At 73.0% G+C, this 25569-nt stretch carries 22 protein-coding genes; 10 read left to right on the top strand and 12 right to left on the bottom strand.

Annotated features, from left to right (window positions below; translation table 11 throughout):
* Nucleotides 1-11: 11 nt before the first annotated feature.
* Genes AC156L_RS16090 through AC156L_RS16075 form a run of 4 tightly spaced genes read right to left on the bottom strand, consistent with a single transcriptional unit; the run spans nucleotide 12 to nucleotide 4861 of the window.
* Nucleotides 12-875, bottom strand: coding sequence for a carbohydrate ABC transporter permease (locus AC156L_RS16090; protein WP_330880510.1), 864 nt, complete (start codon nucleotides 873-875; stop codon nucleotides 12-14).
* Nucleotides 872-1849 (bottom strand): carbohydrate ABC transporter permease, encoded by a 978-nt coding sequence (locus tag AC156L_RS16085; protein WP_330880507.1) that lies wholly within the window; start codon nucleotides 1847-1849, stop codon nucleotides 872-874. Before AC156L_RS16085 ends, AC156L_RS16090 begins: the two co-directional genes overlap by 4 nt.
* On the bottom strand, nucleotides 1846-3192 hold the full coding sequence (locus AC156L_RS16080; RefSeq protein ID WP_330880505.1) for an ABC transporter substrate-binding protein: 1347 nt from the start codon (nucleotides 3190-3192) through the stop codon (nucleotides 1846-1848). Before AC156L_RS16080 ends, AC156L_RS16085 begins: the two co-directional genes overlap by 4 nt.
* 22 nt (nucleotides 3193-3214) lie before the next feature.
* Entirely contained in the window at nucleotides 3215-4861 is a 1647-nt protein-coding gene (locus AC156L_RS16075) for a glycoside hydrolase family 13 protein (RefSeq protein WP_484406973.1), read from the bottom strand.
* A gap of 182 nt (nucleotides 4862-5043) precedes the next feature.
* Here AC156L_RS16075 and AC156L_RS16070 point away from each other — a divergent pair, with 182 nt between their 5' ends.
* Complete coding sequence (locus AC156L_RS16070; protein WP_330880501.1) at nucleotides 5044-6066, top strand: LacI family DNA-binding transcriptional regulator; 1023 nt, start codon at nucleotides 5044-5046, stop codon at nucleotides 6064-6066.
* Nucleotides 6067-6109: 43 nt separating this feature from the next.
* On the opposite strand, the gene AC156L_RS16065 is transcribed toward AC156L_RS16070, so the two are convergent.
* The 7 genes from AC156L_RS16065 to AC156L_RS16035 form a co-directional block, all read right to left on the bottom strand.
* Complete coding sequence (locus AC156L_RS16065) at nucleotides 6110-7942, bottom strand: glycosyltransferase family 39 protein (RefSeq protein ID WP_330880499.1); 1833 nt, start codon at nucleotides 7940-7942, stop codon at nucleotides 6110-6112.
* Nucleotides 7942-9192, bottom strand: coding sequence for a bifunctional glycosyltransferase family 2/GtrA family protein (locus AC156L_RS16060; RefSeq protein ID WP_330880497.1), 1251 nt, complete (start codon nucleotides 9190-9192; stop codon nucleotides 7942-7944). Before AC156L_RS16060 ends, AC156L_RS16065 begins: the two co-directional genes overlap by 1 nt.
* 38 nt (nucleotides 9193-9230) lie before the next feature.
* Nucleotides 9231-11048 (bottom strand): ArnT family glycosyltransferase, encoded by a 1818-nt coding sequence (locus tag AC156L_RS16055; RefSeq protein ID WP_330880495.1) that lies wholly within the window; start codon nucleotides 11046-11048, stop codon nucleotides 9231-9233.
* Nucleotides 11049-11115: 67 nt separating this feature from the next.
* On the bottom strand, nucleotides 11116-12822 hold the full coding sequence (locus tag AC156L_RS16050) for a tryptophan halogenase family protein (RefSeq protein WP_330880493.1): 1707 nt from the start codon (nucleotides 12820-12822) through the stop codon (nucleotides 11116-11118).
* A complete protein-coding gene (locus tag AC156L_RS16045; RefSeq protein ID WP_330880491.1) occupies nucleotides 12819-14183 on the bottom strand; it encodes a cation:proton antiporter in 1365 nt (454 codons plus the stop codon). Before AC156L_RS16045 ends, AC156L_RS16050 begins: the two co-directional genes overlap by 4 nt.
* A gap of 2 nt (nucleotides 14184-14185) precedes the next feature.
* Nucleotides 14186-14770 carry an NADPH-dependent FMN reductase gene (locus AC156L_RS16040; RefSeq protein WP_330880489.1) on the bottom strand — a complete coding sequence of 195 codons (585 nt, stop codon included), beginning with the start codon at nucleotides 14768-14770 and terminating at the stop codon, nucleotides 14186-14188.
* Nucleotides 14771-14790: 20 nt separating this feature from the next.
* Nucleotides 14791-15678, bottom strand: a complete 888-nt coding sequence (locus AC156L_RS16035; RefSeq protein WP_330880487.1) for a phytanoyl-CoA dioxygenase family protein — start codon at nucleotides 15676-15678, stop codon at nucleotides 14791-14793.
* A 513-nt stretch (nucleotides 15679-16191) separates the two neighbouring features.
* On the opposite strand from AC156L_RS16035, the gene AC156L_RS16030 reads away from it, so the two are divergent.
* The 6 genes from AC156L_RS16030 to AC156L_RS16005 all read left to right on the top strand — a co-directional run bounded on the left by AC156L_RS16030 (nucleotide 16192) and on the right by AC156L_RS16005 (nucleotide 21597).
* The gene (locus AC156L_RS16030) at nucleotides 16192-16626 is read left to right on the top strand and encodes a lasso peptide biosynthesis protein (protein ID WP_330880485.1); all 435 of its coding nucleotides are present in this window, start codon (nucleotides 16192-16194) and stop codon (nucleotides 16624-16626) included.
* Nucleotides 16617-18455 carry an asparagine synthase-related protein gene (locus AC156L_RS16025; protein WP_330880482.1) on the top strand — a complete coding sequence of 613 codons (1839 nt, stop codon included), beginning with the start codon at nucleotides 16617-16619 and terminating at the stop codon, nucleotides 18453-18455. Before AC156L_RS16030 ends, AC156L_RS16025 begins: the two co-directional genes overlap by 10 nt.
* Entirely contained in the window at nucleotides 18452-18706 is a 255-nt protein-coding gene (gene adfB, locus AC156L_RS16020; protein ID WP_330880480.1) for an actinodefensin-associated protein B, read from the top strand. The genes AC156L_RS16025 and adfB overlap by 4 nt, the downstream gene beginning before the upstream one ends.
* The gene (locus tag AC156L_RS16015; RefSeq protein WP_330880478.1) at nucleotides 18699-19574 is read left to right on the top strand and encodes a DUF6895 family protein; all 876 of its coding nucleotides are present in this window, start codon (nucleotides 18699-18701) and stop codon (nucleotides 19572-19574) included. Before adfB ends, AC156L_RS16015 begins: the two co-directional genes overlap by 8 nt.
* Complete coding sequence (locus AC156L_RS16010; RefSeq protein WP_330880476.1) at nucleotides 19571-21001, top strand: FAD-dependent monooxygenase; 1431 nt, start codon at nucleotides 19571-19573, stop codon at nucleotides 20999-21001. The genes AC156L_RS16015 and AC156L_RS16010 overlap by 4 nt, the downstream gene beginning before the upstream one ends.
* 368 nt (nucleotides 21002-21369) lie before the next feature.
* Nucleotides 21370-21597 carry a response regulator transcription factor gene (locus tag AC156L_RS16005; RefSeq protein ID WP_330880474.1) on the top strand — a complete coding sequence of 76 codons (228 nt, stop codon included), beginning with the start codon at nucleotides 21370-21372 and terminating at the stop codon, nucleotides 21595-21597.
* Here AC156L_RS16005 and AC156L_RS16000 read toward each other — a convergent pair.
* On the bottom strand, nucleotides 21561-22364 hold the full coding sequence (locus AC156L_RS16000; RefSeq protein ID WP_330880472.1) for an FkbM family methyltransferase: 804 nt from the start codon (nucleotides 22362-22364) through the stop codon (nucleotides 21561-21563). The genes AC156L_RS16005 and AC156L_RS16000 overlap by 37 nt on opposite strands.
* A 245-nt stretch (nucleotides 22365-22609) precedes the next feature.
* Here AC156L_RS16000 and AC156L_RS15995 point away from each other — a divergent pair, with 245 nt between their 5' ends.
* From AC156L_RS15995 to AC156L_RS15985, 3 genes are read left to right on the top strand one after another with little or no spacing between them, the layout of a single operon-like run.
* The gene (locus AC156L_RS15995; RefSeq protein WP_330880470.1) at nucleotides 22610-23818 is read left to right on the top strand and encodes a glycosyltransferase 87 family protein; all 1209 of its coding nucleotides are present in this window, start codon (nucleotides 22610-22612) and stop codon (nucleotides 23816-23818) included.
* A complete protein-coding gene (locus AC156L_RS15990; RefSeq protein ID WP_330880468.1) occupies nucleotides 23796-24908 on the top strand; it encodes a sensor histidine kinase in 1113 nt (370 codons plus the stop codon). The genes AC156L_RS15995 and AC156L_RS15990 overlap by 23 nt, the downstream gene beginning before the upstream one ends.
* On the top strand, nucleotides 24905-25552 hold the full coding sequence (locus AC156L_RS15985) for a response regulator transcription factor (RefSeq protein WP_330880466.1): 648 nt from the start codon (nucleotides 24905-24907) through the stop codon (nucleotides 25550-25552). The genes AC156L_RS15990 and AC156L_RS15985 overlap by 4 nt, the downstream gene beginning before the upstream one ends.
* The last annotated feature ends 17 nt before the right edge of the window (nucleotides 25553-25569 follow it).

The raw sequence follows: 25569 nt of genomic DNA, 5'->3' as shown, positions 1-25569 counted from the left end.
CCGTTGGGGGCTCAGCCCTTGACCGCGCCGGACAGCGCGCCGCCGTTGAGGAAGAGGCGCTGGAAGGCGAGGAAGAGGGCGACGGGGATCACCGTGGAGATGGCGAGCGCGGCGAGGAACACGTCGAGCTCGATGAAGCGCTGCAACGCGGGCAGCCGCACCGACAGCGGCTGGACGGCCGGGTCGGGCAGGACGAGCATCGGCCAGAGGAAGTCCTTCCACGCGGCGATGACGGCGAACACCGACACCACCCCGAGGATCGGCCGCGACAGGGGGAGCACGATCGACCAGAACAGCCGGAAGGGGCCCGCTCCGTCGACGCGCGCGGCCTCGAAGACCTCGCGGGGCAGGTTGTCGAAGAACCGCCGCACCAGCAGGACGTTGAACGCGTTCGCCCCCGCGGGCAGCCACACCGCCCAGAAAGTGTTGATCATCGACAGGTCGACCACGGTCAGGTACAGCGGCACCAGCAGCACCACCGACGGCACGAACAGCGTCGCCAGCACCACACCCGACACCACCCCGCGGTAGCGCGGGCGCAGCACGGACAGGGCGAAGCCCGCCGTCGTCGCGACCACCAGCTGCACCAGCCACGCGCCCGCCGCGATCCACACCGTGTTGAGGAAGTACTCGTCGATCCTCACCCGCGTCCACGCCGTGGCCAGGTTCGCGAAGTCGAACCCGGTGGGCCACAGCGCGAGCGGGTCGCGCAGGGTGTCCTGCGTCGGCGTGATCGCCGACTTCGCCAGCCACAGCACCGGACCGAGGCCCGCGAGGAACAGCAGCGCCAGCAGGACGGCGTGCACCGCGCGGGCCGTGCCGCGCACCCGGCGCCTGCCCCAGTCGAAGGAGGAGAGCACTCCGCGGTCGGTCATGACGCGCTCCAGGAACGGGTGAGCCGGAAGTAGACCGCCGACAGGATCCCCAGCACCACGGCGAGCAGCAGGCTCAGCGCGGTCGCGGAGCCGTAGTCGCCGCCGAGGCTGTTGGCGAAGGCGTAGTCGTAGATCAGCAGCAGGATCGTCGTGGTGGAGTTGGCCGGACCGCCACCGGTGAACAGGAACGGTTCCAGGAACACCTGGGCCGTGCCGACGACCTGGAGGATGAACGTGATCAGCAGGACCCCGCGCAACCGGGGCAGGGTGACGTGCCAGACCTTGCCCCACACCGACGCGCCGTCGATCTCGGCGGCCTCGTACTGCTCGGGCGGGACACCGGTCAGCGCGGCGAGGTAGATGATGATCGTGCCGCCCGCCGCCGCCCACGTCGCCTCGACCACCAGCGACACCATCGCCGTGCTCGCGTCCTGCAACCACGGCACCGGACCGAGCCCCACGGCCCCCAGCAGCGTGTTGAACACGCCGCCGGGGCTCGCGTCGTAGAAGAACTTCCACAGCAGCACCGCGACCACCGGCGGGATCACCACCGGCAGGTACGCCAGCGTGCTGTACAGGCCCTTGAACCGGCGCACCTCGCTCATCAGGACCGCCGCCACCAGCGGGACCGGGTAGCCCAGCAGCAGGGCCAGCACCGCGAACCACAGGGTGTTCCGCACGGCCGTCCACAGCAGCGGATCGGCCAGCACGGCCCGGAAGTTGTCCAGTCCCACGAACGTCGGGTCGGTGACCAGGTTGGTCTCCTGGACGCTCATCACGACCGTCTGCACGATCGGGGCCCAGGAGAACAGCCCGAACACCACCAGCATCGGCAGCAGGAACACCACCGGGCCCAGCCCGCCGCCGCGCACCCACGTGACCGGCGAGCGCCGGGGACGGCGCCGGACGGGCACGGCGGGCTGGACGGCGGCGGCCACCGGCTGTGCCGCGTCCAGCGACGGCGGCGCGGTCACCTCCGGTCCAGCAGCGCTTGCGCCTGGACCTGGACCCCGCTCAGCAGGGCGCCGACGTCCGCGCCGCGGTCGGTGAGCACGGCCTGCACGACCGGGTCGAGCAGCGCGTACACCTGCTGGGTGGAGCGGGTCGGCTCGGGCACCAGCGGCTGGTCGAACATCCTGTCCGTGTACGGCGTCATCTGCTCCACCGGGACGTTGACGTACTGGGCGATCCACGTCATCCGCTCGTCGAACGCGGCCTTGTCGAAGACCGGCAGCTCGGGCGATCCGACGGCCTGGCCGGAGTCCGCGGTGGTCTTCGCGTCGGCCACGGCCGCGTCCTCGTTCGTCAGCTTCTCCAGGTAGTAGAAGTCGATCCACTCCACGGCCGCCGCCCTGACCGGGTCGGACGCCCCGGCGCTGACCGCCGCGAGCGTGCCGCCGCCCAGCACGCCCGCGTCCGGGCCACCGGTCAGCGGCAGAGCCGTCACGCCGTAGTCCTCCGGCTTCATCGCGTTCTGGGCCTTGAGCGACCCGTAGTTGCCGCCGCCGGAGACGTACATGCCGATCCGGCCCGCCGCGAAGTCCTGGTTGATGGTTCCCCACTCGTACAGGAAGTTCGCGCCCATGCTGTTGTCGTCCCACCGCATGGCCTTGACCGCCTGGAGGGCCTTCACCATCCCCGCGCTGTCCGCGGTGGACTTCGCGGTGTCGCCCTCCAGCTTCTCCGTGCGCCCGCCGAACGCGTAGGCCAGCGTGGTCGCGATCCAGCCGCCGGTGTTGCCGCTGGTCATCATCGCGAACCCGGCCTGCCCGGTCTTCTCCGAGATCTGCCTGGCGGCCGACCGGATCCCCTCCCACGACGTCGGCGGCTCGTCCGGGTCCAGACCGGCCTGCGTGAACAGCGTCCGGTTGTAGTGCAGCGCCTGGCCGTGGGCGGCGATCGGCACCGCCCACATCCTCCCGTCGTCGGCCGACCCGGCCTTGGCGACCTCCTCGTTGAACTTCCCCGCGTACGGCAGCCCGGCTACCTCGCCGCTGATGTCCGCGATCTGCTCGCGCTCGATCAAGCCGCGTCCGTCGGTGAAGGGCACGGTGAACACGTCCGGCAGCGTTCCACCGGCGAGCTGCGTGGTGAACGTGGTCGCGTCCCACTCGTACTCGCGCGGCACGAGGTCGATCGCGGGGTTCGCCGACTCGAACCGCGCCACGCGGGCGTTGAACGCGTCGACCGCCCCCTGTTCGAGGCCGGGGTCGAGCGAGACGGTCACGACGGTCCTCCCGTCGGCGCTCCGCGCGCCACCGCCGGAACACGCGGCCAGCACGGCGGTGGCGACCGCCAGAACAGCGATGGACTTCATCGTCCCTCCAGGGGCGGATCTCTCAGGAACGCAGCCAGACGGCTGTGTCGGTGGGCAGGAGGTCGCCGTCCAGGTCGCCGCTGGCGAGCAGGACGGAGGTGTGCGGGGGCAGCGCGGTCGCGGGCCCGAGGTTCACCAGGCACACGAGGTCGCCGCCGCGGCGGAAGGCCAGGACCCCTCCGTCGGACCCCAGCCAGTCGAACGACCCGCCGAGCAGCGCGGGTTCGGTGCGCCGGATCGCCAGCATCCGGCGGTACAGCGAGAGGACCGAGTCGGGATCGTCCTCTTGCGACGACACCGAGTACTCGCCCCACCCGGTCGGCTGCGGCAGCCACGAGCCGCCGTCGCCGAACCCGAACGACGGACCGTGGGCGGTCCACGGCAGCGGCACGCGGCAGCCGTCGCGGCCGGGGTCGACGCCGTCGGACCGGAAGTGCATCGGGTCCTGGAGGGCGTCGAGCGGCAGGTCCTCCACCTCGGGCAGGCCGAGTTCGTCGCCCTGGTACAGGTAGAGCGAACCGGGCAGCGCGCCGGTCAGCAGCGCGGCGGCCCGTGCCCGGCGGCGACCCGTCGCCAGGTCCGTCGGGATGCCGAACCGCCGCGCGGCGAAGCCGAACGAGCTGTCCTCCCGGCCGTAGCGGGTCACCGGCCGGGTGACGTCGTGGTTCGACAGCGTCCACGTCGGCGGCGCGCCGACCGGCCGGTGGGCCTCCACGGTGGACCGGATCGAGGCCCGGAGCTGATCGGGGTCCCACGGCCGCATCATGAAGTCGAAGTTGAACGCGGTGTGCATCTCGTCGGGCCGCAGGTAGCGGGCGAACCGGTGCTGGTCGGCCAGCCAGATCTCGCCGACCAGCACCCGCGGCTCCTCGTAGGAGTCCGCGACCGCGCGCCAGCCGCGGTAGATGTCGTGCAGCTCGTCGCGGTCGACGAACGGGTGCTCTCCGGGCCGCTGCTCGCCGACCAGCTCGGGGAGCTCGGGATCCTTGACCGGCATGGTGGCCGAGTCGATCCGGATGCCCGCGACCCCCCGGTCGAACCAGAACCGCAGCACGTCCTCGTGCTCGCGCCGCACGTCGGGGTGGTTCCAGTTCAGGTCCGGCTGCTGCGGCGCGAACAGGTGCAGGTACCACTCGCCGGGCGAGCCGTCGGCGTTCACCGTCCGCGTCCAGGTGCCGCCGGAGAAGCTCGACACCCAGTCCGTCGGCGGCTCCGAGCCGTCCGGTCCACCGCCCTCGCGGAACCAGAACCGCTGCCGCTCGGGGGATCCGGGCCCCGCGGCGAGCGCGGCGCGGAACCACTCGTGCTGGTCGGACACGTGGTTGGGCACGATGTCGACGATGGTGCGGATGCCCAGCGCCGCCGCCTCGGCGATCAGCGACTCGGCCTCCTCCAGCGTGCCGAACGCCGGGTCGATCGCCCGGTAGTCGGCCACGTCGTAGCCGCCGTCGGCCAGCGGTGAGGAGTACCAGGGCGTGAACCAGATCGCGTCCACGCCGAGGGAGGCCAGGTACGGCAGGCGGGAGCGCACGCCCGCCAGGTCGCCGGTGCCGTCGCCGTTCCCGTCGGCGAAGCTGCGCGGGTACACCTGGTAGATGACGGCGGTGCGCCACCACCCGGTCGATTCGGTGGAATCGTTGCGGACAAAGGTCGATGTGCTGGTGCTCACGAAGCTCCATCCCGGACGGCTGGTCACCGTGGACGCTCCGGCCGCTCGATCCGCGGACTAGGTTTAGCGCTCCACCTAGAGGGACGGTAATGTGACCCCCGGCACCCTGTCAACGGTGGAACCGGTCCTCCGCCGCGAGGGGGCGTCGTATCCTGGGATGCCGGACGAGAGGAGTTCGACAGGTGCGGGTCACCCTGCGGGACATCGCCGACGAGGCGGGCGTGAGCATGATGACCGTGTCGAACGTCGTCAACGGCAACAAGGCCCGCGTCTCGCCGGAGACGATCGAGCGCGTGCGGCGGATCGTGGCCGAGCGCGGCTACGTGCCCAGCGCGTCCGCGCGCAGCCTCGCGGCCAAGTCGTCCCGGCTGATCGGGCTGCTGGTGCCCGCGGCCGACGAGGACAGCATGATGATCAGCCCGCACAACGTCGCCATCGCGGGCCAGATCGAGCGCGAGCTGCGCAAGCGCGGCTACCACCTGCTGCTGCGCGGCATCGCGCACCCGGACGAGGTGACCGAGGCGCTCCAGTCGTGGAGCCTGGACGGCGCGGTGCTGCTGGGGTTCCTGGACGAGGAGCTGGACCGGCTCACCAAGGCCACGATCGGCGGCGTCCGCGTGCTCGCCGTCGACAGCTACTCCGAGAACCGGATCACCACGGGCGTCCGCGCGGACGACTTCGCGGGGGCCAGGCTCGCCGCCGAGCACCTGATCGGCCTCGGGCACCGGCGGATCCTGTTCGCGGGCCCGGCGTTCTCCGACGTCGGCGTGGTGCACCAGCGGTTCGAGGGGTTCCTGCACGCGTTCGCCGAGGCTGGCCTGACCTGGGACGACGGGCTCATCGAGACGGTCAACACCACGCACGCCGACGGCCTGGAGGTGGGGCGGCGGCTGCTCGCCGCGCACCCGAGCGCCACCGCCGTGTTCGCGACCGCGGACATCCTCGCGATCGGGATCATGGAGGGGGTGGCGGACAGCGGCGCGACCGTGCCGGACGACCTCTCGGTGATCGGCTTCGACAACCTGGACCTGTGCGCGTACGTCACGCCGAAGCTGACGACGGTCGCCCAGGACATCGGCGAGAAGGCGGCCACGGCCGTGCGGATGCTGATCGGCTCCATCGAGGGCGGCGAGCAGCCCCGCGAGCCGGTCACGATCGGCGTCGACCTGGTCGAGCGCGCGTCCACCGCCCGGCCCCGGACGTGAGGACGCGCGCGCGGCCCGGTGGCCACGCGCGCGCCCCGGTGGACTACTCGCCCAGGTCGTAGACGGTGGTCCCGTCGACCTCCACGGCGGTGAAGTTGGCCTCCACCCACGTGGCGATCTCGCCGCTGCCGCCCGCGCCGCCGAACCCGCCGCGTCCGCCCGGCACGTAGTACCCGATCTTCCCGTCGGCCACGTACCGCTGGAACTCGGCCAGCGTCGGCGCCGGGTCGGACCCGCTCCAGCCGCCGATGCCGATCACGGCCTTGCCGGTGGCCAGTTCCAGGCTCGCGGCGCTCTGCGAGCCGACGGTCGCCGCCGCCCACAGGGTGCTCGTGCCCTTGAGCAGCTCGGTCAGCCCGCTCCCGGTCGACTCCTCGCCCGGACCGCCACCCATGCCACCGGAGACGTAGTCCGCGGGGCCGGACACCGGGATGGAGCCGCTGTGCGAGGCCGCCGCCGTGGCCGCAGAGTACGAGACGGTGCCGAGCAGCCCGGCCACCAGCACACCGGTCAGCACGGCCTTCCTGGCCCGCGTGACGCCGAGGACGATCACCGTGGCGACGACGACCGTCACCACCGCGGTGGTCCACCGCACGAACGGCAGCCACTCCGGCACCCGGTCGAGCAGCGCGAAGCTCCAGAACCCGGTCGCCGCGACCATCGCCGCCAACGCGATCCGCACGGGCGTGTGGGCCCGGCCGCGCCACAGCTCACGACCGGAGATCGCGACCGTGCCGACGATCCCCGGCGCCAGGGCGACGCTGTAGTACGGGTGGATGATGCCGCTCATGAAGCTGAACACCAGCGCCGTGACGACCATCCAGCCGCCCCACAGGATCAGCGCGGCCCGCGTCCGGCTGGTGCGCGGTGAGCGGCGGGTGAACCACAGCCCGGCGACCAGGCCGATCAGCGCGGCGGGCAGCAGCCACGACACCTCGCTGCCGAAGCTCGCGCCGAACATCCGGCCGATCCCCGACGCGCCGCCGAAGCCGGTGTTCCCAGCACCACCGGTCATGACGGCGCCTCCTCCTCCGCCCTGGCCGAACAGCCGGCCGAGACCGTTGTAGCCGACGGCCAGCTCCCACAGGCTGTCGTTGGTCGAACCGCCGATGTAGGGCCGCGAGTCGGCGGGCCACAGCTCGACCAGCACGATGAACCAGCCCGCCGACACGATCATCGCGGCGGCGGCCCCCAGCAGGTGCAGCAGCCTCCTGCCGAGTCCGGTCGGGGCGGCGATCAGGTGCACGAGCCCCAGCGCGGGCAGCACCAGCAGCGCCTGGCCCATCTTCGTCAGGAACGCGAACCCGATCGCCGCGCCGGCGAGCGCGATCCACAGCGGGCTCGCCTTCTCCAGCGACCGGACCACGCAGTACGCGGCGGCGATCATCAGCAGCACCAGCAGGGCGTCCGGCAGGTTGAACCGGAACACCAGCGTCGCGACCGGCGTCAACGCCAGCGCCGCACCGGCGAACAGCCCGGCGACCGGGCCCGAGGTGCGCTTCACCGTGGCGTACAACAGGCCCACGGCCGCGACGCCCTCCAGCGCCTGCGGCGCCAGCACCGTCCAGCCGGAGAACCCGAAGACCCGTGCGAACAGGCCGCTGACCCACAGGAAGGCCGGTGGCTTGTCGACCGTCAGCACGTTGCCGGAGTCGAGCGACCCGAACAGCCACGCCTTCCAGCTGTGCGTGGCGGACTGGGTCGCGGCGGCGTAGAACCCGTTGCCGTAGCCCGAAGCCGACAGGTTCCACAGGAACAGCACCGCGGTGGCCGCGAGCAGTGCGAAGAACGCGGGCCTGACCCACCGGGGATCGCGCCGGGGTGCCGGAACCACGGGGGCGACGGTAGTCGCGCTCGGCGACAACGTCGTGGTCATCAGTTGTTCTCCAGGGGAGTCGGAAGGGGACGGGAGCGGAACACCCAGTTGCGCAGCAGCAGGAAGCGCAACACGGTGGCGACCAGGTTGGCGCCGACGACGGCGGCGACCTCGGCGACCTGGCCGGGATCGGTGGAGCCGTGCAGCAGCGCGAGCGACCCGCTGGTCAGCGCCAGCCCGAGACCGAACACGATCAGCCCCTCGAACTGGTGGCGGCCCGCGCCGTGCCGGCCGCGCACGCCGAACGTGAAGCGGCGGTTGGCGGCGGTGTTCGCGACGGCGGTGACGAGCAGCGCCACCAGGTTCGCGCCCTGCGCCCCCAGCCCGCCGCGCAGCAGCAGGAACAGCAGCAGGTAGGCCAGGGTGCTGGTCACGCCGATCGCCCCGAACCGGACGAGCTGGCGCAGCAGACCCGTCGGCACACCGGGGGTCTTGCTCTCCAACGGCTCACGGCCGAGCTGCTGGCGGAGTTCCGCGATCGGCAGCCCGCCGGTCGCCAGCGCCCGCCCCAGCCGGGCCACGCCCTTGAGGTCGGCCATCGCGGTGGACACGATGTCGACCCGGCTGTCCGGGTCGTCCACCCAGTCCACCGGGACCTCGTGGATGCGCAGGCCCGCGCGTTCGCCCAGCACCAGCAGTTCGGTGTCGAAGAACCAGCCGGTGTCCACGACGTGCGGCAGGAGCCGCTTGGCGACGTCGGCGCGAATGGCCTTGAACCCGCACTGCGCGTCGGAGAACCGCGTCGCCAGCGTCCCGCGCAGCAGCAGGTTGTAGCACCGCGAGATGAACTCCCGCTTCGGCCCGCGCACCACCCGAGCGCCGCGGGCCAGCCTGCTGCCGATCGCGATGTCGGAGTGCCCGGAGATCAGCGGGGCGATCAACGGCGGCAACGCGGCCAGGTCCGTCGACAGGTCGACGTCCATGTACGCCAGCACCGGCGCGTCGGACGCGAGCCACACCTGGTGCAGCGCCCGCCCTCGGCCCTTCTGCTCCAGGTGCACCACCACGACCTCGGGCAGCTCGTCCACGAGCGCCTCGGCGACCGCGGCGGTCCCGTCCGTGCTGGCGTTGTCCGCGATGGTGATCCGGAAGGGGTACGGCGAGGTCCGGACCAGGTCGGCGTGCAGTCTGCGCACGCACGGTCCGAGGTCCACCTCCTCGTTGAACACCGGCACCACCACGTCCAGGACGGGGGTCTTGGTGTTCGTCGCGATGGGGGTCGCACCGGGCCGCAGCGTCGTGAGTGTCATGAGCCCAACCTCGGGGCCGGGGCTGGGTGCTCCGTGTGTCATCGCTGTGCGCCGACTGTGAGGTCGTGGACGGCCACACCGTCCACCGTGGACGCGTCGAAGTTCTGCTGGACCCAGGCCGCGATCTCCTGCGCCGCGTCACTTCCGGTGGATCCGGACATACCGGCCCCGCCGAGGAAGTAGTGGATCCTCCCGTCCGCCACGAGCCGCTGGAACTCGGCGAGCGTGGGAGCCGGATCGGTCCCGTTGAACCCGCCCACGGCCATCACCGGCACACCGCTGCCCAACTGGTAGCCCGCGGCGTTGTTCGACCCCACCGCGGCGGCGGCCCAGGTCCGCGAGCCCGACCGCAGCAACGAGACCAGCTCGGCACCTGGTGTCGGCGCGCTCAACAGACCGCCCATGCCCCCACCCATCCCGCCGCCACCGCGGAACCCACCCGTGCCCGCCGGACCGGCGGACGGGATCGCCCCGGAGTGCGGAGTGGCCGCGGTCGCGACCGAGTAGGCGCCCGGCCCGATCAGCGCGGCGACGAGGGCGACCGGCACGAACACCTTGGGGCTGAAGAAGAACCCGGCGGCGGCGAGGAACCCCAGCACCAGCACGACGATCGCGAACGTGCCGGACCACGAGGTCAGCAGCAGGTAGGCCTGCAACGCCGCCAGCGCCACCGCCCCGGACAACCCGGCGAGCGCCACCGGATCGCTCCGCCGACGCCACAGCGCCGTGGCCCCGATCCCGACGATCGCACCGATCGCGGGCGCCAACGCCACCGTGTAGTACCCGTGGATGATCCCGTTCATGTAGCTGAAGACGGCGGCGGTGACCAGCGACCAGCCACCCCACAACGACAATCCCGCGCGGGAGGCCCGGTCACCGGCCCACCACCCCGCGACGAGCAGCACCACGGCGGCGGGCAGCAGCCACGCGATCTGGTCGCCCATCTCGCCGCCGAACAACCGGAACCACCCGGTGGACCCCCAACCACCACCGGCACCGCCGCCGACACTGCCCACCTCGTCACCGGTGAGCCTGCCGAAACCGTTGTAGCCCAACGTCAGTTCGAGCACGCTGTTCGTCTGCGACCCGCCGATGAACGGCCGCGACCCGGAGGGCACCAGCTCGACGACCAGGACCCACCACCCGCCCGCGACCACCACCGCCCCGAGCGCGGCGGCCAGGTGCGCGATCCGCCTCCCCAGCGTGGCGCGGGCGAACACCAGGTACGTCGACCCGAAGGCCGGCAGCACCAGGAACGCCTGGAGCATCTTCGCCAGGAACGCGAACCCGACCGCCGCGCCCGCCAGCGCGAGCCAGCGCCAACTCGCCGTCTCCACCGCCCGCACCGTGCAGTACGCGCCCGCCACGAGCAGCAGCACCAGCAGCGCGTCCGGGTTGTTGAACCGGAACATCAGCACCGCGACCGGCGTCAGCGCGAGCACCGCGCCCGCGACCAGCCCGGCCGCCGCACCCGACGTCCGCTTCACCGCCGCGTGCAGCAGCCAGACGCTCGCCACGCCCATCAGCGCCTGCGGCACCAGGATGCTCCACGCGTTCACCCCGAACAGCCGCGCAGACAGCCCCATGACCCACAGCGCCGCGGGCGTCTTGTCGACCGTGATCGAGTTCGCCCAGTCGGTCGCCCCGAAGAACCACGCCTCCCAGCTCCGCGCCCCGGCCTGCGCGGCGGCCGAGTAGTAGGCGTTGGCCCACCCGGAGTCGCCGAGCCGCCACAGGTAGAGCACGGCGGTCGCGGCGAGCAGCCCGACCAGCGCCGGGCGTTCCCAGCGAGGCTCTCCGACCGCCGGAGGGGGTGGTGCCGTCGGGGCGGGAGCGGGGGAGTCGACAACCGTCATGGTGCCGACGGTCGCGCTCCCGGCTGGGTCCTCCTTGTGCCTCGCCTGTGCGCGAGCTGTGCGCGGATCAGACCAGTCGGATCGGCCTGCTCGCCGCGGCCCAGCTGTCCTCGTCCTCGAACAGCGAGGTCAGCAGGTGGGGTTCCTTGTCGAACACGGCCAGCGCCTCGTGCTGCGGCAGCGCCGTGCGGACCAGCGCGTCCGCGGCGGCCTTCCGCGTCCGCCACGCCGACAGGTCGTCCTCGGTGATCGGCAGCAGCCGGGCGGGCACGTCCTGGCCGAGCAGGACGCAGTCGTAGGCCTGGAGGTCGTAGAACGTGCGCACGGACGCCCGCACGGCGCCGCGGGTGAACCCGTCCCGCAGTTGCAGCGGTGCGCCGTCGGCGAACGCGCCCAGCAGCGGTTCGAGGCCGTCCACGTTCACCCCCGCTCGCGCGTCCCGCCAGAACGGCGTGTCGCGCCGCCGGTTGAACCGGTAGTGCGCGGCCAGGAACCACCGCAGCGCGTCCCACTTCGCGGTGAGCGAGCCGTTGAACGCGCTGCGGCTGACCGGTTCCGCCCACGTGCCGGGCAGCGCCCGCGTCAGCTGCATGACCATCAGCGTGATCATCAGCAGGCTGCTGGACTCCAGCGGCTCCACGAACGCGAACGCGTTGCCGATGCCCACGACGTTGCCGCGCCACGCCTCGGTGTGCCGTCCGCTGCGGAACCGGATGAACGTCGGCTCGGTGACGCCGGGGAAGCGCCGGGCCAGCTCGGCCGCGGCCCGGTCGTCGTCGAGGTACCGCGAGCTGAACACGTAGCCGAGGTGGTCCGCGTCGCGGGTGGGGATGTTCCAGCACCAGCCCGCGTCCATGGTGATGGCCGACGTGTACGGCTTGAGCGACCCGCCGTGCTCGACGTTGCCGATGACGGCCGAGTCGGTGAACAGGCTGTCCGAGTAGCTGTGGAACGGCGTGCCCAGCGCCTTCTCCAGCAGCACCGACCGGAACCCGGTGCAGTCGACGTAGAAGTCGAACTCCAGCCGCTCGCCGTCGTCGGTGCGCAGGTGGTCGACCCAGTCCGGGGCGGACAGCTCCACGCCGTCGATCTTCGCGTCGACGTGCCGCACCCCGCGCTCGCGGGCGAGGTCGCACAGGAACGCCACGAGCGGCTGGTTGTCCAGGTGGTAGGAGAACGGCAGGTGCTTCATCAGCGACACGTACCGGCCGCCGAGGTCGTACACCGGGGTGCGGTCCGCGGCCATCAGCAGCGACTGGAAGGTGAACGCGTTGATGTCACCCCTGGTCTCCAGCGAGCCGAGCAGGCCGATGGAGTTCGCGCTCCAGTCGAACGGCGCCATGAACCCCTCCGGCGCCGACCCCCAGTCGAACTTGATGCCCAGCTTCCACGTCGGCCGCACCCGCCGGTACAGCTCCTGGGGATCGATGCCCAGGTAGTTGTGCAGGAACTGCACGATCGACTGCACCGTCGACTCGCCGACCCCGATCACCGGGATGGCCGACGACTCGACGACGGTGACCTCCAGCCACGGCCGCTTCGCGCGCAGCGCCAGAGCCGTGAGGTACCCGGCCGTTCCGCCGCCGACCACGCCGACGCGGCGGATCGCCTTCGGGTCGTCCGCGGGGGGTCTGGGCATCGGCTGGGGCGTCCGCTCCCGGTCGCGCAGGAACGCCAGCGGGTCCGCTCCCGGCCCGCCGCCCAACCAGCCGCGGACCGCGTCCGCCTCGTCCGGGTCGAGCGCGTCCAGCAGTGCGGTGAAGTCCTCGGTCATGGTGGTAACCGCCTTTCCGTCGTGGTGGAACGCAGGAACGGTCCGGTCATCGCCGTGGAGACCAGCGCGGTGACGACCAGCACCGAGAAGAGGTCGGGCCCGATCACGCCGAGCCTGCGACCCAGGTCGAGCACGACCAGTTCGGTCATGCCGCGGCAGTTCATCAGCGCGCCGAGGCGCACGGCCTCCCCCGCGCGCAGGCCGATCAGCCGGGCCGCCGCCGCGACCCCGCCGAACTTGCCCGCCACGGCCACCGCCAGCACGACCGCGCACCAGCCCCAGGACTCCGCGACCCGGCCGAGGTCCGTGTGCAGGCCGCTGACCGCGAAGAACAGCGGCAGCAGCACCGTCGTCACCCCGCCGAGGCGGTCGCGCGCCTCCCGGCTGAGCCGAGAGTCCCCCGGCACGGCCAAGCCCAGCAGGAACGCGGCGCACAGCGCGGGCACGCCCGCGCTCTCGGCCCCGGCGGCCACGAGCAGCACCGCGACGACCACCGCGGGAACCGCCCACCACGGCACGCGGTCGCCCGCGCGCCGCAGCAGCGACCGCACGGCCACGAACACCACCGGTCCGGCGACGACCACCGCCACGGGCACCAGCACGACCGCCCACGCCGTGGACGCGCCCAGCAGCGCGACCGCGACGCCGAGCAGGCACCACGCCGTGACGTCGTCGACCACCGCCGACGTGAGCGCGAGCGCCGCCAGCGGCGACCTCAGCAGGCCCGCCTCCTCCAGGATCCGCGCCAGCACCGGCAACGCGGTCACGCTCATCGCGACGCCGATGAACAGCGCGAACGGGGCGGGGGCGACGCCGTCGGGGGCGAACGTGGAGTAGCAGGCCAGCGCGAGCACGACGCCGGACAGCAGCGGGACGGCGATCCCGACGTGGCTCACCACGACCGACATCCGGCCGCGGCCGCGCAGCGCGGCGACGTCGACCTCCAGTCCGGCCAGGAAGACGAAGAACAGCACCCCGAACTGGGCGAGGGCGCCCAACGGCCCCACGACCCCGGCGGGCAGCAGCCACGCGGCTCCCTGCGGCCACAGCAGGCCGAGCACCGACGGCCCGAGCAGCACCCCGCCCGCGATCTCGCCGACCACGGCGGGCTGCCCCGCCTTGCGGGCGAGCGCCCCGGCGGCCAGGCACGTCGCGATCATCACCCCGGCGGCGAGCAGCAGCCGGGCCACCGGGACGACGGCGACCTGCGCGGGGTCGGTGCGGCCGGTCAGCGGGGGACCGGTGCCCGCGTGCCACAGGAGCGCGGCGGCGACCAGCAGCGGCACCACCACGAGGCAGGCGTAGACCGGCGCGAACCGGCGGGGGGCGGGCAGGCCGACGTCGGGGAGGGTGGCGGTCATCGTCACGCCACCACCGGCGCCGACAGCACGTCGGGGACGCGCGACAGGCGTACCTGGGCGAGCATGGTCCGCAGCTGCGCCACCGCGTCCGGGTGCGAGGGCTCGCCCGAGAGGTCGAAGGCGGCGCGGTCTCCGCACAGGGTGACCCCGAGCGGCGTCGGCCAGGCCCGCAGCGCGTGCCCGACCGCGCGGAGCGTGGCCAGCGCGGAGGCCGCGCCCTGCTCGCCACCCGCGAGCACGGCCAGGCCGAGCGACCGCCCGTCCAGGTACGGCCGGTCCGCCGAACCGAGGTCGGCGACGTAGTCGAGCGCGTTCTTCAGCAGCCCGGACAGCGCGCCGTGGTAGGCGGGCGACAGCAGCACGACACCGTCCGAGGTGGACAGCGCGGTCAGGAACCGCCGCACGGCGGCCGGGCGCTCCGCGCGCACCGGGTCGAAGATCGGGAACTCCAGGTCGCCGCCGCGGAACACCGTGGCCGCTGCCCCGGTCGCGGCGCACTGCCTGCCGCACCAGAGCGCGAGCTGGTCCGTGCGGGAGCGCGGGTCGAGCGAACCGCTCAGCACGACGACGGAGGGCGAGGTGGTCACGGCGGCGTCTCCAAGTCAGGTCAACGGCGGTAGGGCGCGAGGTCGAGACCCGGGTACAGCGCGGCGGTGCCCGCCAGCGCCTCCTCGGTCCAGTAGTCGCTGTCGACGGCCGGGAAGCCCAGCAGCTCCCGGCGGTGCGGGGAGGCCGACTCGACCAGCCGCCGCACGGCGGGCCCGTTCGGCGCGGCGGGCGAGCCGGGCCAGCCCTGCTTGTCCAGCCACGTCGAGCGCGCGGAGTGGAAGTTCAGGAAGTGCGCGAAGCGGTGGCCGGTCGGCCTGCGCACGGCCGACCCGCGGTGCACGGTGTGACCGCTGAACAGCAGCACGCTGCCCGCGGACGCCACCACCGGCTGCTCCTGCTCGTACAGCTCCGGGTAGTCCGCCCTGTCGTAGGCCGCCTCGCCGGACCTCGTCAGCAGCGGCACGTCACGGGTGAGCTTGGCGGGCACCGCGTACGTCGGCGCGAGGTCCACCTCGACGTCGGTGTAGTAGACGATCGCGAACACCCGCTGGAACTCGGGCCTGCGCGGCGGGTGCACGAGGGTGTTGCGGCCCCACGCGTCGTTGTGCAGCCGCTGGTCCTTGACCGGGCCGAGGGCCGGGCCGTACTTGGCCTGGAGCAGCGAATCGCCGAGCCGCACGTCGTCCCGGCCCAGCACGCGCTCGACGAACGACTGGAGGTCCGGGTGCGTGGAGACCTCGTTGAGGACGTCCTGCTGGTAGGGGAAGCCCGCGGACTTCCGCACCCCGCGGTACTTGTCCGGTGCGGCGGCCCACTCCTCGCCGGTCGGGAAGTACGCCGCCACCGCCCGCCCGCACTCGGCGAGCGTCGCCGCGTCCAGGAAATCGGGGACGAGGGTGCGGCCTTCCTCGACCAGCTGTTCCACGTGGTCGTCGGAGATGGGCATTTCGCTACTCCTCTTCGTTCTGCGGAAACGAGTTTTCCGCGGCCGAAATTAGCAGTCGGAGTAGCGCTCGGGCTGTAGGTGATTGTGCTGACGTGATTTCCCGTCGGTGATTTATCGGACTGGTCCGGTCGGCCCCGTCCGGGAAATGTGATCGGCGGACGCGGACGGCTGGTCCGCGTCGAACTGGGATACCGGACAGCGGAAGGGGGGTGCGATCGTGCAGGAGCACTCCGAGGACACCGAGGTCGAGTTCGTGGGGCAGCTCGAGGAGGTCACCATGGGCTGGACCGGCCCTACGGACGACTTCATCGACGGTGACTGGACGCCGTGATGGGCGCGCTGTCGTGAGTTGCGCGGCGTGGTCGTCCCGAAGAGGGGCGGCCACGCCGTTCGGACAATTCCGAAAGGCAGGAAATGTCGACGCTGCGGAATTATTCTCGAACCCGGCGTGAATCGCTCGACGGACTCCGATCACTGATGCTCGGGGACGGGTCCGCCCCTTCCGCGATTCGGGTGCGCGACCGCGAGTTGATCTCCGCGACGCGCGCCTACCTGCGGACGGGGAGGGCGTTCCGCGGCGGCGGGCTGCCCGCCGCTCGGCAGTCCCTCCCCCCGGTCGACCCCGTGCCCGCGCGGGCGGGACGGGACGCCACGACGGCGTTCTGGGCCCGTGACGCGGCGTGGCGGGTGATGGGCCTCGCCCGCACGTTCGGCGGGCGGCACCTGTGCCTGCACGAGTCGCTCGGCGTGTGCGCGGCGCTGCGGCGGCTCGGCTTCGCCGTCGAGGTCGTGGTCGGCTACCCGGTGATCGAACTCGCCGACGGCCGCGAGGAGCTGCACGCGTGGCCCGCGCTCGGCGACCTGCCGCTGGTCGGGCGACCGGGGGAGCGGCCGCTCGGCTACGTGGAACTCGAACGCTACCCGGAGGGGGAGGACCGATGCTGCTGACCGCGTTCGGGATGGCGGGCGCGGTCCGGCTCCCCTCGCCCTCCGCCACGGCCCGAGTGACGTCCGGGCCGGTCTGGGACGCCGACCTGAGCGGCGGGTCGGTGGTGTGGCAGGGCCCGGTCGAGGAGTCCGGACGCCCGGTCCCCGCGGTCGACCGGCTCCAGCTCACCGGCTGGATCGACGTCCCGCCGAGCCTCGTGCGCGGGGACGAGTCGGCCGCGGTCGCCGTCCGGCGGCTGCTGGACGAGCGCGGCGCCGACGCCGTGCGCTCGCTGCGCGGTGACTTCGTGCTCGCGCACCTCGGCCGGGACGGCGTGCCGCGGCTCTACCGGTCGGTCACCGCGCTGATCCCGCTGTTCTGGCGGGCGGACGGCGATCGGCTGGCGTGGGCCGCGGACCCGGCGCTGCTGCTGGACGGCGGACGTCCGACGCTGGAGGACGTCGACGCCGACCTGCTCCCGATGATCATCGCCGAGCGGGGTTTCCCCCACGACCGGTCGTGGTTCGCGGCGGTCCGGCGGCTGCCCCCCGGCCGGTCGCTGACCGTGCGAGCGGGCGGACCCGAGACCGCCGAGTTCGACGCGCTGCGGCCGGTGGCCGAACCACCCCGGTCCCTGGCCGACGCCGCCGAGGGCCTGCGGTCGCGCCTGGCCGACGCGTGCACGCGGATGCTCGCTGAGCAGCGGTCGTTCGTCGTGGCCCTGAGCGGGGGCATCGACTCCGCGGCCGTCGCCTGGGAAGCGGGCAGGCAACCGGGCCGCGGGTCGGCCATCCACTACACGCTCGAATCGTTCCCCGGCTTCGACGCCGACCTGCGCGCCGCTGAGGAGGTCGCCCGAGCCTGCGGGCTGTCCTGGGTGCCGTACGAGATGTCCAAGCACACCCGGCACGGCGGCGACTACCTCCAGGTCCCGGACGGTGGCGGGCTGCCGCAGACCCACGTGCCGTCCCACGGCGTGACGGCCGCGGTCGAGCAGGCCGAGATCGACGGCGCCACGTTCGTCCTGTCCGGACTGCTGTCCGACCAGGTCTTCGCGCACGACGTGCACCGCGGTCTCCTCGAGGTGGCGGGCCCGCGGCTGCTCGACCCCAGGGTCGCGGGGGAGCCGATCTGGCAGACCGTCGCGAACGCCGCCGCCGCCACGTTCTCCACCTCGTCGCGCGGCGGGTCCCTCCGCTACCTGCGCAGGCTCGCGTCCGCCGACCCGACCACGGCGTTGCCGCCCAGGGACGTGATCGTGCACCCCATCGGCTTCACCGCCGAAGCGGGCGACCGGGTCACGCGGGCGCTGCGCGACGCCGCGACCCTCGCCGAGGAACGCCTGAGGTCGGTGACGAGCGACGCCACCCGCGGCCTGCCGCCCGGCCTCACGTCGCTGTTCCTGCTGGCCGAGGGCTTCAACACGGCGAACCTCCAGGCCGCGTGGCTGAGCCACTGCCTGCCGAAGCGGAAGTTCTTCAGCACCCCCTACGCCGACCGCGACCTGGTCGAGTACGCGCTCGCGCTGCCCGCCGCGCACCGGCTCGGGTTCGGGCACGGGATGACGGTCGACAAGTTCGCGTTCCGCCTGGCGTACGCGAACCGCGGGCTGCCCGTCCGCGCGGGCACCCGGATGCAGCAGGCCCGGATCGACGCCATCTCCGCCGTGTTCGCGAACCAGAACTTCGCCACCTGCCGGGACCTGCTCGGCCCCGACTCGCTGCTGCGCCGCCTCGGCGTGCTGAGCCACGGGTTCGCCGACGGCCTGACACCGGGGCGGGTGCACCGCAACGGCGAGGAGATCGCCCGGCTGTGCGTCGTCGAGAAGTGGTTGAGGGGGTTGTCGTGATCGCGCTTGCCGACGACGTCGTGTTCCACGAGCTGCCGTTCGGCGGCGTGCTGCTGGACCGCGGCGAACTGCGCGTCTACCGCCTGTCCCAGCGCGCGGCCGGGGTGCTGCGCCGGGCGCTGTCCGGCGGCCACGCGGTGAGCCCCTACGCGTCGCTGCTGTCCGAGGAGGACGAGGACTCCGCGTTGCGGGACGAGGTGCTGCGGAGCCTGGCGTCCCGCGGTCTGATCCGGGGAGGCGGTCGTGGCTGACGGGCGCGCGGCCGTGGAGCGCGGCGCGGACTGGGTCACCGGACGGCTGGAGGAGTTCACGCCGTGGGCCGGGTCCGGCGGTCGCGGTCGGGAGGACCGGTCGCGGCTGAAACCGTTCGGGGAACTGGCGATGGTGTTCGCCTACCTCACCGCGTGGGCCGCCCGCGCGACCCCGCCGTGGCCGGAGCTGGACCGCGTGCTCGACCGGTGGCGGACCTTCCTGGTCGACCGCTGCTCCGACGAGCGCTACCTCCGGCAGGCGCGCGCCGACCTCGACGACGGCCCGTACCTGATGCAGCCCTACGCGTGGCTGCGGTCGACCGGCGTCCGCCTGCCCGCCGCCGAGGACGTGGTCACCGAGCTGTGGCGGTCGGGTCGCGGACCCACCTCCATCGGCCAGGTGCACTCGTTCGCGAAGGGGGGCTACGTGCGGGGCGAGCCGCGCTGGGACGACTTCTGCCGCAGGCAGGTGCTGGCGCCGACGTGGTCGACCGGCCGCATCGCCCGCGAGGCCTACCGCGTCACCCACGCCGTCTTCTACGCGACCGACCTCGGCGACCGGCGGACGGGGCTGACGAGCGCCGAGCGGCGGTCCGTGGCGGCCGTGGTCGAGCGGGTCGCCGACCACGCCCGGCGGACGCGGCACTGGGACCGCCTGCTGGAAGCGGTCATCGCGACCCGCAGCCTCGGCTCGTCCGTGGAGCCGTTCGCGCGGGCCCGTGCCGACGTCGAGCGGGCGCGGTCGGCCGACGGGGCCGTTCCCCGCGCCGCCGACGCGGGTGGCGGCGGGTTCGCGGTCTGCTACCACGCGACGCTCGTCGGCCTGCTCGACGGCGTCCAGCACGAGGTCCTCGGGAGGGCGGCATGACCGCCGACGTCGTCGTGGTGGGCGCCGGGCCGGTCGGGCTGATGCTCGCGGGAGAGCTGGCGCTGGCCGGGGTGTCGGTGGAGGTGCTGGAGCGCCAGACCGCGTTCGACACCCGGCTCCGCGCGCCCGGCATCACCGCGCGCACCATCGAGGCGCTGGACCGCCGCGGCCTGCTCGACGTGCTGGCGGACGCGGTGGCGGAGGTGGTCGAACCGGCGTTCCGCACCGGACGGGCTGCCGACGGCACGGCCCCCGACCTCATGCCGATCCGGCCGGAGGTGCTCGAACGCGTGCTGTTCGACCGCGCGGTCGACCTCGGGGTGGTGGTGCGGCGCGGCGTCGACGTGACCGGCGTGCGGCAGGACGCCGACGGCGTCGACGTGCTCACCGCCGACGGCGCGTTCCGCGGCGCGTACGCCGTGGGCTGCGACGGCGGCGGGAGCGTCGTCCGCAAGACCGCGGGCGTCGACTTCCCCGGCGGCGACACGGGTCTCGTCGGCTACCAGGCGGTGGTCGAGCTCGTCGACCCCGACGCGCTGGGGCGCGAGTGGCGGCGGACCGACCGCGGTGTGGTGGCGTTCGCGCTCGCGCCGAGCAGGGTCGTGTCGATCGAGTTCGCGGGTCCGGGGGAGCGGCGGCGCGGACCGGTGACGCTGGAGGAGGTCGAGGAGAGCCTGCGCCGCACGAGCGGCGTCGACGTCCGGCTGCGCGAACCCACGTCGCTGACCCGGTTCACCGACAACTGCCGGGTCGCCGCCACCTACCGCACCGGCCGCGTGCTGCTCGCGGGCGACGCGGCGCACGTGCACCCGCCGTTCGGCGGCCAGGGCCTCAACCTCGGTCTGCAGGACGCGGTGAACCTCGGCTGGAAGCTCGCCGCCGAGGTCCGCGGCCGAGCCCCGGACGGCCTGCTCGACTCCTACCACCTCGAACGCCACCCGGTCGCCGAACGGGCCATCCGCAACTCGCGGGCCGCCATCGCGATCCTGCGGCCCGGCGAGGCCAACACCCCGCTGTTCGAGCTGTTCTACGGCGAGCTGATGAAGCTCGGCGAGGTGCGCGCACGGCTGCACGCCCTGTTCTCCATGACCGACCTGCGCTACCCCGGCGGCGACCACCCGCGGGCGGGCGCCGCGCTCGGCGACCCGCTGCTGCTCACCGGATCGGGCCGGGCGCGGTTCCACGAGCTGTGCGCCTCGGGCCTGCCGGTGCTGCTGGACCTCGCGGACGACGAGGAGCTCCGGCGCGGCGCGGCCAAGTGGGCGGACCGGGTCGACGTCGTCGTCGCGACGACCGCCGACCTCCCCGGGGTGGACGCCGTGCTGGTGCGGCCCGACGGGTACGTGGCCGAGGTGTGGCCCTCGGCCGCGGGCGGGACGCGGAGCGGGTGCGAGGAGGCGCTGACCCGCTGGGTCGGCCCCGCCTGATCCTTCCCCGGCACCCGGTGGCCGAATCGGTCACCGGGCGTTTCCGCGTCCGTGAATGGACCGGTCGAACGCCATTCCACGTGTTCTCGATCTGATTTTTTCGGCGAGTCCGCATTTGAGGATGGCACTCCCGAGTTACGCCGAACAGGCGAAAGGGCTTGCCGCTGTCGGCGGTGTGCGCGCGGTGAAGTCGCCTTGACGCTCTCCTGGTTCCTCCGTAACGTGGATTAAGAGGAGCGTGCAGGATCTTATTCATGGACTGACGAAGGCGACATTCTGAGTGCATCTCTGGGGGGGATGGCTTTGCTGCTCCACGTCCTGGTGTCCACGATCGACCGGTTCACACCCGCGCCGGAAAGCGCCGAATGATGCGTACCAGCCCCAGGCAGAACGAAGTCCTGCTGCTGGTCGCGGAGGGGTTGTCCAGCAAGGAGATCGCCAGGCGGCTGGCGATCTCGCCGAAGACCGTCGAGTCCCACCTGCAGAGGCTGTTCGACCGCTACGGCGTGCGGAACCGCGCCGGGTTGATCGCGAAGTGGCTGTCGGACTCGACCGAGGCCTACTCGAAGCTCGTCGACACCGTCGGGGGCCGCTGACCCGGTTCCCGCACGCTGAACAGGTAGTTCCGGAAACGGTCGTCCGCCTGGCGCACCTCGCGCCAGGCGGACCCGTGCCACACGAAGGCCCGGTACCCGCGGTCGGCCATCCAGTCCACAACGGACTCCGGGCTGCGGTCGAAGCGGCGCAGGTGCCGGGCCTCGATCTCCAGCAACACCGTCGGCGTGTGCTTCTCCAGCACTCCCTCGCCGCCGCTCAGCACGTCCAGCTCCGCCCCTTCGACGTCCGCCTTGAGGAAGTCGACGCGGTCGATCCCGTGCCGCGCGCAGAACCCGTCGAGCGTGTCCGTCTCCACGGTGAACTCGACCTGGTCCTCGAACTCGTCGTTCGAGCCGAGGCCGTTCGCCCCGTCGGTGACGAACGAGCGGCCGGTCACGAAGACGCCGCGCCGAAGGGGGACGCTCATCGTGGACGTGCCCGCGCGGGCGCCGAGCGCGACCCGGTGCCACGTCGTGCCGGGCAGGTCCCGCAGGCCGAGCAGGCGCGACGGCAGCGCGTGGGCGAACGGCAGGGGTTCGACGCTGTGCACCCGTCCGGTCGGCCCGGCCAGTCGGGAGAACTCGGCGGTGTAGAGGCCCAGCGCCGCCCCGACGTCCAGGCACACGTCGCCGGGCGCGATCAGGCCGCGCAGCCCGAGCAGCTCCGGCTCCACCCAGCGCCCGGTGCGGGCCAGCAGGCGGATCCCGTCGTCCACGAGGTGGTCGCGCAGCCGTCGCGTGCGGAGGCGTGCGGAGTCGAACGGCATGGTGGTGGTCCCGGCTTTCGGTAATCGTGCGTTGGTCCTGTTATGGGATTCGCCGAAAGCTATCCGGATCGACAGAGGAAGTCATCGTTCGCCAGGACGATTTCGACATGCCTCCCAAGAGCTACTCGGTACGGGTGGCTGGCTCTGGGGAGCTATTCAGTTTTGGCTCCGCTCGGTGACGTGCCGACCAGCGTTGATTCCTACGCTGGTGGACTCGGGAAACAATTCGGAAGGGGGTGTTCCGCGTGCTCGCAGAAATCGAGTCGACCACCCGGTCGACCGCCGTGCCGACGCGGGACGTCCTCTTCTACGGGGCGTGCGCCGCCTTCGCCGCGGTCGTCACGTGGACCGGACTGCCGAACCACCGGACGTGGGCGTGGTGGGCCCTGTGCGCGTACGGGCTGGCGGCGCTCGTGCCGCTGGTCCGGGGGCGGGCCTCCTCGGCTCCGGTCGTGCTCGCGACCACGGGCGCCGTGGTCGGGCCGCTGGTGTGGATGGCGGTCGCGGGCCAGGCGCAGAACGAGGTCGGCGTGGTGTTCGACGCGGCCGAGCGGCTGCTGGGGCCCGGTTCGCTCTACCCGACGGGGGACGAGCTGGCCACCGCCACCAAGGGGGTCGACGCGTACTTCCCCTACCTGCCCGCGATGGCGCTGCTCGGCGTTCCCGCCGTGCTCGCCGACCGCGCGGGCCTCGGACCCGTCCTGTCCGACCCCCGTGCCACGTTCGCGCTGGTCTACGCCGCCACCGTCCTGCTCGTCGTCCGCCGCACCGGGCGGTCGTCGTGGCTCTGGCCCGTGCTGGTCGCGTCCCCGCTCGCCGCCCTGCTGCTGGCCTCCGGCGGTGACGACCTGCCGGTCGTCGGCGCGCTGCTGGCGGCCTTGGCGCTCTCCCGCGACGACCGGCACGCCGCCGCGGGTCTCGCCGTCGGCCTGGCGTGCGCGGCGAAGCTGACCGCGTGGCCGGTGGCCGTGGTGCTGGTCGTGGCGGTGCTGGTCCGCCGCGGTCGTGGCCCGGCGCTCGCCACGGCGGGAGTCGCCGCGGCCGTGGTCGCCCTGTTCCTGCTGCCCGTCCTGGCGACGTCGGCGGACGGCCTGCTGGTGCACGACGTCCGCTTCCCCGCCGGGCTGGAGCCGATCCCGTCCCCCGCCGCCAGCCCGTTCCCCGGTCACCTCCTCGCCCAGCACGTGCCTGCGGGTCGGGTGCTCGCGCTGGTCCTCCTGGCCGCCGTCGCCGTGGCGCTCGGCGTCCGGCTGCTGCGCCTGCCGCCGCGCGACGAGGTCGAGGCCGCGCGGTTCTGCGCGGCCGGGCTCACGGCCGCCACCGCCCTGCTGCCCGCGACGCGCGTGGGCTACCTGGTCTACCCCCTGGCCCTGCTCGTGCTGGCGCGGGCGATGCGGGACACTCGGGAACGACGAGGGGGCGAGGTCGGACGTGACGTGGCTGCGCGGGGTTGACGTCGAGCGCTGGACGCGGTGGCTCACGCCGTTCGCCGCCCTGGTGCTCTTCGGCGCCTCGCTGTGGGCGTTCCTCCGCGGCCCCGTGCCCGACGACTGGCCCGCGCTCGCCCGGATCGCCACCTGCGTCGCGCTGGCCGCGAGCCAGAGCGCGCCGGTGCTGTGGTGGCGCCGCGAACCCGTCCTGGCGTGGGTCGCGCTGCTCGTGGCGTGCGGCGCCGGCAGGCTGCTGGAGACGGGGCTCGACGTCGCGCCGGGGTCGCTGTTCACCCCCGGCCAGTTCGCCACCGTGCTGGTGCTGCACGGGATCGGCCTCGCCCTGCCCCAGACCCGTGCCCTCGCGGTCGCGGCCGTGACGCTCGTCGGCGCGGTGCTCGTCGGCATCGGCCGTCCGGAGGTGCTGGTGCTGGCCATCGTCACGGCCGTGCTGCTCGGCACCTCCCGCGCCGCGAAGGCGGACATCGCCAGGGCGCTGGCCGTGCGGGAGGAGCGCACCAGGATCGCCCGCGAACTGCACGACGTCGTGGCGCACCACATGTCTGTGCTCGCCGTGCAGGCCGAGACGGCGCCGTACCGCCTCGACGGGCTGCGGCCGGACGCGGCGCGGCAGTTCACCGAGATCGCGCAGAAGGCGAGGGACGCGCTCAACGAGATGCGCAGCCTCCTCGGCGCGCTGCGCGGCGGCGAGTCGGCGAGCCTGAACCCGCAGCCGACGCTGCACGAGCTGGAGGAGCTGGTCGAGTCGGTCCGCCGCGTCGGCACACCGGTCGAACTCGAATTCGACGACCGGCTGCGCGACCTGGAGCCGCTGCGCGCCCTGTCGGTCTACCGGATCGTCCAGGAGAGCTTGAGCAACGCCCTCAAGCACGCCGCGGGCCAGCCGCTCGACGTCCGCGTGACGTGGGACGACGACGAGGTCCGCGTCCGCGTGCGCAACCGGATCGTCGCCGTCGTCGGCGCGGCGGGCCAGGGCATCTCCGGGATGCGCGAACGCGTCGACGTGCTCGGTGGCGCGCTGGACGCGGGGCCGGACGGCAGCGGCGAGTTCGTCGTGGAAGCGGTCATCCCGACCAGTGGAGGAGAACGGTGATCCGGATCGTCGTCGTGGACGACCAGGTGATGGTCCGGGAGGGTTTCGGCGCGCTGCTCGACAAGCAGCCCGACATGTCGGTGGTCGGCTCGGCGGGCGACGGGCTCGACGCGGTGGCGGTGTGCCGGAGGGTCGAACCGGACGTGGTGCTGATGGACATCCGGCTGCCGATCATGGACGGGCTCCAGGCCACGCGGCAGCTGCTCGCCGACCAGGTCAGCCCCAAGGTGCTGGTGCTGACCACGTTCGACCTGGACGAGTACGTGTACGACGCGCTGCGCGCCGGGGCCAGCGGCTTCCTGCTCAAGGACGCCCGCGCCGACGAGCTGACCAACGCCGTGCGCGTCGTCGCGCAGGGGCACTCGCTGCTCGCGCCCCAGGTCACCGGGCGGCTGATCGAGCGGTTCGTGGAGCAGAACCCGCCACGGCCCCGCGAACTCGCGGGCCTGACCCCGCGCGAGACCGAGGTGCTGGGCCACATCGCGCGGGGCCTGTCCAACGCGGAGATCGCGGGCGCGCTGTCCATCGCGGAGGAGACGGTGAAGACGCACGTGGGCCGCATCCTCACCAAGCTCCGCCTGCGCGACCGCGTGCAGGCCGTCGTCCTGGCCTACGAGACCGGTCTGGTGCGAGGCGCCCGCTAGCGCCGATGGCCCGGCCC

The organism is Umezawaea sp., from assembly GCF_057122925.1.
This window is presented reverse-complemented; position numbering and strand designations above follow the sequence as displayed.